The sequence below is a fragment of the Bradyrhizobium sp. Unk1 genome (genome assembly GCF_059512345.1).
Genome location: NZ_JCAMOP010000100.1, coordinates 1 through 8,010, shown reverse-complemented (window position 1 = coordinate 8,010; position 8,010 = coordinate 1). Strand labels below are relative to the sequence as shown.

The following is an 8,010-nucleotide window of genomic DNA, read 5'->3' as shown; positions in this document are numbered from 1 at the left end:
CGCCCGACCGAGAAAGACACTGGGCTGGAAAACGCCGGCAGAAGCGCTTGACGAATTACTGTCATGAGTGAAAACAACTGGTGTTGAGACGACCGTTTGAATCCGCCCAGTACGCTTCACACGAATATCGCGCGGTGGCAACGACGATGATCCCACCGCTGTCGCGAAACGAGCCTTAAAATCCTGGTGGCAGACGCAGGACGTTTGCGCGGGAGCCTGGAGCCGCCTAAGCGGATTGCTTGAGCCTATATCGGCGCGTCACAAATACGGCATCTGGAAACACATGCGGACGCGCTCCATCATCCGCGATCCGCGATGGCCGCTGTTCCTGAAGGCGCTGTAATGGCCCAATATGCCGTCAGGGCAGACGATGCCGATGTCTATCTGTCATTTGCCGCCGAGCTCGCGGATTCTGTCAGGCCCATCGTGCTGTCCTATTTCCGCACGCCGCTGGATGTCGTCGCCAAGTCCGATGCCAGCCCGGTGACGATCGCCGATCGAGCCGTCGAGTTGCGTCTCAGGGAAAGGATCGAGGCGCGCTCTGGAGCATGGCATCGGCACGCTGATCCCGTTGACCTATCAGCAGCAGCCGTTCTGCGGCCTGATCGACATCCCCTCTACGGGCGAGCGGTGGATGGCGAAGCCCAGCGTGGCGCGGTTTGGCGATGGATTGGCACGGACCAGCGCATGCGAGAGCGTCGCCGACGCGCGCTTCTACACCACATCGCCTGACATGTTCCGCAAAAGCGAGATGGAGCCATTCGTGCGGCTGTCGCGAGTTGCCCGGATGCGCCGATTCGGCGGCGATTGCTACATCTATGGCCTGCTTGCGTCGGGACACTGCGACATCGTTCTCGAAACGGGGCTTCAGCCATATGACTACATGGCGCTGGTTCCGATCGTGCAGGGCGCCGGCGGCTGCATCACCGATTGGGAGGGATGCCCGCTCTCGATTCACTCGGAAGGGCGCATCTTGGCAACCGCAACGCCGCGGCTTCATGCCGAAGCGCGCGCCTTGATCCAGGGATAACCGGTCATGCCCTGCAGGACAACCATCGGAGGGAAGGTCTTCCGCTTTGCTGAGCTCAGGGATCTGATGGCCAAGGCGACGCCCGAGCGGACGGGCGATAGCTCGTCGGCATCGCCGCTGACGGTCCGGAAGAGCGGCTTGCGGCCAGATGGCGCTCGCCGATCTGCCGCTCAAGGCCTTCCTGGCCGAGGAACTGATTCCGGCCGATACTTACGACGTCTCTCGCCTGATCTTGGATCGACTGATCGGGCGGCCTTTGCGATCGTCTCATCGCTCACCGTCGGCGAATTCCGCGATAGGCTCTGAAGCCGGAAACCGGCCAACGGTAGCTTGAGGCGGTGGCGCCCGGCCTGACCCCTCAAATGGTCGCTGCGGTCTCGAAGATCATGCGCCTACAGGATCTGATCTCGGTTGCGTCGAAGCGGGAAGTGGTCACGACATTCCGCTCGAGGATTGGGCTAAAGGGACGGCTTTCGACGCGCAATCAGCCGACCACCCGGCCGATGATGCCTATGGCATTGCCGCGTCGGCCATCGATGGGCTCTTGACGGGATCGGGCGACGCGATGATCGGGGTCAATCCAGCTACCGATACGGTGGATGACCAAATCCGGATCGTTTCTCTGCTGGACGAATTGCGCAGCCGCCTGTCGATCCCGACGCAAACCTGCTGTCTGGGCCATGTGACGACGGCCTTGAAAGCCATCGCGGCGAGCGCGCCCGTCGACCTTGTATTCCAGTGAATCGCCGGTTCGCGGCTGATCCCACTGAAGGCGCAGATGGTCGAGCAGGCCGTTATGGGGCATCAGACATTCGGGGTTTGGTACGACTTCGACGGCCGCATCCAACCTCAGCTCATTAGCGACGGGCTATTTGAACACCTTCTCGAGAAGGGTGAATTGAAGGAAACTCCTCCCGACGAACTGGTTACCGAAACTATCGAAGAGGGAAGGAATGAACCAAATGAAGAGATTATCGATATAGTCGAGACCCTGCATGAACGGCTGGTACGTGCCACAAGCGCAGTTGCTGACGAGATTGCGCGGCGCAGACGAAGAAATAGCGGCGCGTGAGGGCTAACGGTTGAGATGCCCAACTCTGGTGGTCGCCGGAGGGAACAGCATAGTCAGTGTATCGGAAGCGATCCAACTCAAAGCTGACTGTACGGCAGCGCGCATCGACATGGAATTGCCCATACCGCGGATGATCCGGCCCCTGCTGGGGAGATCGAGAACGTCGTGTCCGTCGGCGACCGGATTTTCGGAATGGCTAGAGAATAAGCTGCATATGGCGAATGAGTGCGAGCGCGGTCAAACAGGATTGCGACGCGGCTGACCGGGTCATGAAGATCACGTATTGCCAAAGAGGCAACTGCCGATGAGGATCTCGAAGGAAGTCTCCGATTGAAAAACCAAATTCTACCGTGCGCGCGACCGCGAAGGAAACCCCGTCAACTACCGTGCCGTGGTTTCTGGTGATCTGCAGCACGTTCCGAATGCCGAAACTCGCGCCGAGCTCGAAGCCGATTACAAGAAAATGGCCGATGATGGCATTCTGCCCGACGACGCCGAGACGTTCGACGATCATATGAAGCGTTGCAAAGCCTTGCAGAAACGCGCGAAGCGCCTAGCAATCGCGGCACCGTCTGGCCACAAAATAGTTGGATTATAGCCAGTGGTTTAAGTATCTGGGCCCATGACATGCTCGGCGCATGAAAGCTCGTGCGCTTGTGGCCTTGAATGTGCGTCAGCTCCGCCTGAATCGCGGTATTTCGCAAGAGAAACTGGCTTATGAGGCCGGGATTGACCGCTCGTACTTGGCTAGCCTTGAGCGGCAATCGAAGAATCCGACAATTGATATCCTCGATCGCATCGCCGAAACGCTGGGTGTTCATGTATCCGAATTGGTTGTTCAGCCCTCCAAACGCGCCAAAGCCGCAAAGATGTTGTCCAAATGTCGTAAGCGCGTGTCTCACAAGCCGCCACAGAGGAGAGACGGAGCCGCTGTAAAGATTGTAGCCGATTAGGTTGAGGTTGCTGCTGCCACGAGTTAGCAGGAAGAACGGAGGGGATGAATCAACGAAGCATCGCCGGCGATGGCGGATTTTCCTGGATCGCTCAGCGGCGTGGTTTGCTGCGCGCGGTCGGCTTTGGCGGCAATCGCAGTCGGTTCGACGTTGCTCAATTCGATATTGCTCAAGACGGATCGTCCTCGCCTGATCGCATCACGCGGCAAGCGCACGAGATGGGTCGGATCTACCGATCTATCGCAACAATGTCGCACGAATTCGAGCCAACAGAAATAGAGCGGTTTTTCAATTGTGCTTCGCCCGCGGAGTGTTCTGATGTCGTCGTAGCGCGGCGCTTGGCAAAGAATATCTTTTGATGCGTGGCGCGCTTGATCGCGCCTCATGCGTTGACACAAACTGCATCCTGTCCGGAAGACATGACGTTCGTGGGGAGATAGTTCGATGACGACGAGGCCGCTTCTACAATCAGTATGAATCGCTGGTTCTATCGCTGTGCAAATGGCTGTTGGAGCAGGACGTTAACTTCCGCTACAGCGTCGAAGTCACCAATGTTGATTTCGACATCGAGGCCGGATCCAAGCAGGCCACGGCCATTCATTGGAGGATGGCGTCGAGGGCGGTATCGGCCTCGGCGCCGGCGATCTTGTATTCATGACGATCGGCTCGCTCACCGAAAACTCGGACAAGGGAGACCATCACACGCCCGCCAGGCTCGACCAAGGCCCGGCGCCAGCTTGGAATCTTTGGCGACGTATTTCTGCCAAGGACGCCGCCTTCGTCCGCCCGGACGCCTTCGCGGGCGACATCCCTGCAACAAAATGGGAATCAGCGACCATTACGACTCTGGACGCGCGCATTCCAGCCGCGACTGCCGCAAAAGCAGTGCCGGTCATGATGCCCTACGTCACCTCTCTCTTCATGCCGCGCAAGGCGGGTGATCGGCCAAATGTTGTGCCGAACGGCGCTCTCAATTTTGCCTTCATCGGCCAGTTTGCCGAGTCGGCGGAGCGCGATTGCGTCTTCACGACGGAATACTCGGTTCGCACGGCGATGGAAGCCGTATATGCGCTTCTCAGCGTCGAACGTTGCGTGCCGGAGGTGTTCAATTCTACTTATGATATCCGCAAGCTGCTCGCGGGAATCCGCAGGCTGCGCGATGGCAAGGAAGTCCAAATCCCGGAACCGGCGTTCTTGCGCAAACTGTTGCTGAAGGGCAAAACTGCTCAATGAGTATCATCTGATCGCCGGGTGACCATCGTGCGGTCGCTATGGGTTGATCGCCCGGTCGTTGAAAAAGGATCTTGTTGTCCCCACGCTCTAGCTCGGGAGGGGCAAGCGCCACGTCGCAGCGCGCGCGTTGAGCGCCATAACGCGAAGCTTGAACCAGAAGCGTGAACCATGAGCGAGCTCGCGGATCAAAAGCGGTGATCATCACTGTTGCAGACCGCGAATATGAACAACGTCGATCATTTGCATGATCACCACAACGCTTCAGTGTGTCCCTAATGGCTGGCCCAGGACAGAAATCGACGCGCTCATGCCAAAGAACCACGCCGCCAACGGCCTTTAGCTCGCGGTTTCCGAGTTCTTTCAAGGTGCGCCTGCAGCCGCGGTGCGGACCGGCACATAAGTAATGCTGTCGCTGCTCCGATCGTGGCCTTATACAAATTGCGGGCACCAATGCCTGGACGGCCTTGCTGCTCTTACACCCGCGTCTGTTTTCAGCAAACGGCGACAATGAGCTGACCACCGGCCGCTTGAAAATGGCTTTGCTTTACCGGAGGCGTATTGCCATCAGAACTGGCCGATCAGACGATCTTGGGAAAGTACTAGGCGACCGCCCCAAGCTCGTCGTCACTTATATCATATACATCGATTCGACTGCTTACCGCTGATGTTGTTGTATCTTGAGATTATCCAACAACTTCGAGCCTTCACTGAACGATCTCGACCAGGATCGCTCTGCCAAGTCCAGGTAGCTTTTCAGCAACTCGGAGGGCGTTTTGACCTCGGCAACGACTTTTAGAAAATTGGCGTGATCGTGCAAAGAGGAAGCAGTCAATCTCAAACCGTCTTTCAAAGCCGCCGCGAAGAAGTTTGTCGTTGCTTCGATCGACTTCTGCCATTCTGGAAACACGAATGAAGCGCGCGTGGTTGCCGTCGACTCTTTAGTGTGCTCGGCTGCGCCACCTGGCCCAGCAGCCGACGCCTGGGTCACTTGCGGCCCTTGTTGTGAACGGCGTTTCTCGTCTTCAGCTATGCTCGATGCCATTGGACGTCTCCTCTCTGAACTGTAACGTTGTGATTGGTTTCGCGGCTCAGCTCCAATCAACCTTCAGAGGGTAACACGATCTCCAATATGTGATACCTGCCACTTTTGGTGGCTTCGATAGCAAGGACCTAGCTTAACAACGACATATAACGTGCGCAATGGAGGCGGCGGATTATTCAGTCTGCCAGATTCCGGTAAGTGCCCCGATGGCAATTGTGCGGCGATAGTATTCGCGAGCCAAGGGGAAACAGATCGCTGATCGCCGGTGGGACGCGAACGGCAGGCCGTCACAATGGTGCTATCGCGCTCAATCAGCGATTCCTCCGAGGGGCAGGGCGCAGCAGTACGTGCGAGATCGCTTGCATGGCGGCGATTTTTGTCTTCAGGGGGAGCGATTTGGACGGCCGAGAGTGTGTGGTGGATTTTGCGAAGATAGATGCGCAGGGATGGGGCCATGCGGTTATTGATCATGCTTGAGGTTCCGAGGCGATATTTCGCGGAGAGTCTGAAATGGCATGTCGCAAAGCCGTGTAGGGCTAAGCAGCACCTGGGGTAAAAAGCAGGTGGATCGAACTAGGACGTCTCGATAGATCTCGACTATGCGACCTCACCCAGGCGATCTCGGGGAGAGGATCGCCTTTCAGTCGAAGCGGCACTGTCAAATGCGGTGCCGGTGCTGATGCGCGGGCTCAGAGATCTGGAAGTGATGCGCGATGAGTCGCTGCAGTCGCTTACAACGCAAGCTGTGAAAGCTGCCCGAGAGAGGCTGCAGCGCCAGCGAGACTGGACTGCCGCTCATTGAGGAGCAGCCGCAAAGGGACGGTGTGAGGTGGTCGTTTATCGTCGACGACGAGATCAATCCGGTCCACCGCAGTCTCGGGTCGCTAAGGTCGTACGTCGGATTTCATTCAGTATTGGCCGGTTAATGACGCGCCTGTTCGCACCCCGGCACTACAGTACGGGCATTCGGATGTGAAGTATCCTTTTTTGCCTCTCTTGGTCCAGGACATGACTCTGGCACGCTGGTTGCTTAGTGACGGCCCTCGCTAAACAGCCAAGCCGCTTCTTAGCGCAAGCTCGTGCGGGCGCACGTTTTTCCGGGTGCGAGCCTAGTGTCGCGTTTCGTGGAGGCATGACATGTTCGTGTATGCCGGAGTGCCTTCGCTGTCGCCTGTCGAGCAGCGTTTTCACTGTCTGCCTCGCTGGCGCGATTGCAGCTCTCCGGCGTCCGCGATTTGGCTCGACAGCCTGCTCGACGAGGTGGCGGTTGCCGCCGCGATCCTCGACCGCTCCTGCACCACAGCCACGTGCTGACGATCCGCGGCGACAGCTACCGGCTCCGCGCCAAACGGAAGAGCGGCGTCATCAAGCCGCCGACGGCCGGTGACGGCCCTCCGGTCGGCTCCGCCTCCCTCCGTCCCGTCACCGGCGGAAGCAGCCGTCAAACGACATCATGAACCCGATGGTGGGGACAGTTCTTATGACGCAAAGGGAGGGAGTTCCGGATGGCGTTTGACGCCCAGTCGATCAAAGATCGGAATGACAATCGGAGGCGCCTGGGCATAGGGCCGCGCAGCCGCGTTTGTCGGGACGAGCAGCCTCCTCTTCGAGTTCCTAGCTGGCGAAGGGCGCTGGGGCATCCCTGATCCCGACGGTGAATTTGGCCCCCAGCCGATCGATGCCCGCAAGGGCGCGGCTCTCCGATATCATTCACGAGACAGGCGCCAAGTCGATCCATTATCTCTATGACCTCGGCGACAGCTGGGACCATGTGACCGCGCTTGAAAAATGGTTCGACAACACGACGATAGAGGGGCTTCCCCTCCTGCTCGAGGCCGCCGGTCGTTGTCCTCCGGAGGACGTCGGCGGTACGCCAGGCTATGCCGACTACCTCGACGCCATCGGCGACCCTACTCATCCAGAACATGAAAATATGCGCCTCTGGGGCCCGAGATCCCAACGTCGTCGACCGGAAGACGCTCGGGGCCGCCGTCAACGCATTATCCGGAATTTGGTAGCCGCGGCGTCGCGCCACGCGGCTCAAATAGACGTCAAGCGTCAATCAAAAGGGCCGCAGAGCTACGCTCTGATGTCCGTTGTCAAGGCTGAGAACGCAGAGGTTCGCCCGATCGTTGATCGGCTGTTGATGCTGATGATCGCGCATGGGTGGAGGCGGAACCGAAGGACGTCGGTGATCAAGCTCTGATACGCGGGTTGGCTACCGCATTCCCGATTGTGCGTCCGAGGTCTGCTCCGATCTTACTGCGGGCGTCGGAGCTCTTGCCGGCCACAAAGCGTCTGACGGGCATTCCCTCTACCGTGGTCCCGCCTCCGCCAATGCGCGATGATGAGAGTGCCTGATCAGGCTGATTGCACTTGCCTGGCGACCGCCCACATGAAGCCGACCAGTTCACGGGCGATAGCAGTGCAGACCACCGTCGTTCGCTTGCCGCGCGAAGCGAGCTTTCGGTAGCGAGCAGTCAGGCGGGTCTGCGCCTTCCATGCGATCTCTCGCACCGCTGGCGATGCCTGCTCGAGCCGGTATAACTTTGTCTTTCCGATCTTCGGCGGGTGCCGATACGTCCAGGCGCTCTCGACCAACATGTGGCGAACGCGGCCGTTGCCAGCCTTAGTGATGCTGCCACGCCTGACCGTCTCCCCGGTCGATCGCTCGCCCGGC

At 58.7% G+C, this 8,010-nt stretch carries 8 protein-coding genes and 4 pseudogenes; 8 read left to right on the top strand and 4 right to left on the bottom strand.

The window, feature by feature from the left end; all coding sequences use genetic code 11:
- Window positions 1–342 precede the first annotated feature (342 nt).
- The 3 genes and pseudogenes from AC5ZFO_RS46535 (at window position 343) to AC5ZFO_RS46525 (ending at window position 2,102) form a co-directional block, all read left to right on the top strand.
- A pseudogene (locus AC5ZFO_RS46535) lies at window positions 343–1,030 on the top strand (inositol monophosphatase family protein).
- A 6-nt stretch (window positions 1,031–1,036) separates the two neighbouring features.
- A pseudogene (eutB, locus tag AC5ZFO_RS46530) lies at window positions 1,037–1,769 on the top strand (ethanolamine ammonia-lyase subunit EutB); the annotation flags it as partial.
- Window positions 1,770–1,808: 39 nt separating this feature from the next.
- Window positions 1,809–2,102 (top strand): hypothetical protein, encoded by a 294-nt coding sequence (locus tag AC5ZFO_RS46525; protein ID WP_496124075.1) that lies wholly within the window; start codon window positions 1,809–1,811, stop codon window positions 2,100–2,102.
- A gap of 196 nt (window positions 2,103–2,298) precedes the next feature.
- On the opposite strand, the gene AC5ZFO_RS46520 is transcribed toward AC5ZFO_RS46525, so the two are convergent.
- The gene (locus tag AC5ZFO_RS46520) at window positions 2,299–2,616 is read right to left on the bottom strand and encodes a hypothetical protein (RefSeq protein WP_496124074.1); all 318 of its coding nucleotides are present in this window, start codon (window positions 2,614–2,616) and stop codon (window positions 2,299–2,301) included.
- A gap of 124 nt (window positions 2,617–2,740) precedes the next feature.
- On the opposite strand from AC5ZFO_RS46520, the gene AC5ZFO_RS46515 reads away from it, so the two are divergent.
- Window positions 2,741–3,055, top strand: coding sequence for a helix-turn-helix domain-containing protein (locus AC5ZFO_RS46515; RefSeq protein WP_496124073.1), 315 nt, complete (start codon window positions 2,741–2,743; stop codon window positions 3,053–3,055).
- Window positions 3,056–3,078: 23 nt separating this feature from the next.
- Here the strand turns inward: AC5ZFO_RS46515 and AC5ZFO_RS46510 are convergent, their stop codons facing one another.
- Window positions 3,079–3,228, bottom strand: a complete 150-nt coding sequence (locus AC5ZFO_RS46510; protein WP_496124072.1) for a hypothetical protein — start codon at window positions 3,226–3,228, stop codon at window positions 3,079–3,081.
- Between the two features lie 335 nt (window positions 3,229–3,563).
- Between AC5ZFO_RS46510 and AC5ZFO_RS46505 the strand changes: the two are divergent.
- Both AC5ZFO_RS46505 and AC5ZFO_RS46500 read left to right on the top strand, forming a co-directional pair.
- A pseudogene (locus AC5ZFO_RS46505) lies at window positions 3,564–3,862 on the top strand (oleate hydratase); the annotation flags it as partial.
- A gap of 87 nt (window positions 3,863–3,949) precedes the next feature.
- Window positions 3,950–4,288 (top strand): oleate hydratase, encoded by a 339-nt coding sequence (locus AC5ZFO_RS46500; RefSeq protein WP_496124076.1) that lies wholly within the window; start codon window positions 3,950–3,952, stop codon window positions 4,286–4,288.
- A gap of 655 nt (window positions 4,289–4,943) precedes the next feature.
- Here the strand turns inward: AC5ZFO_RS46500 and AC5ZFO_RS46495 are convergent.
- Window positions 4,944–5,330: a hypothetical protein gene (locus AC5ZFO_RS46495; protein ID WP_496124071.1), complete on the bottom strand. Its 387-nt coding sequence runs from the start codon at window positions 5,328–5,330 to the stop codon at window positions 4,944–4,946.
- 1,272 nt (window positions 5,331–6,602) lie between these two features.
- On the opposite strand from AC5ZFO_RS46495, the pseudogene AC5ZFO_RS46490 reads away from it, so the two are divergent.
- Together AC5ZFO_RS46490 and AC5ZFO_RS46485 are read left to right on the top strand one after the other, a co-directional pair.
- A pseudogene (locus tag AC5ZFO_RS46490) lies at window positions 6,603–6,787 on the top strand (ATP-binding protein); the annotation flags it as partial.
- A 221-nt stretch (window positions 6,788–7,008) separates the two neighbouring features.
- Window positions 7,009–7,536 carry a plasmid pRiA4b ORF-3 family protein gene (locus AC5ZFO_RS46485; RefSeq protein ID WP_496124070.1) on the top strand — a complete coding sequence of 176 codons (528 nt, stop codon included), beginning with the start codon at window positions 7,009–7,011 and terminating at the stop codon, window positions 7,534–7,536.
- A gap of 155 nt (window positions 7,537–7,691) precedes the next feature.
- Here the strand turns inward: AC5ZFO_RS46485 and AC5ZFO_RS46480 are convergent.
- Window positions 7,692–8,010 (bottom strand): transposase (locus tag AC5ZFO_RS46480; protein WP_496124069.1); only part of this gene is annotated, 319 nt, incomplete at its 5' end.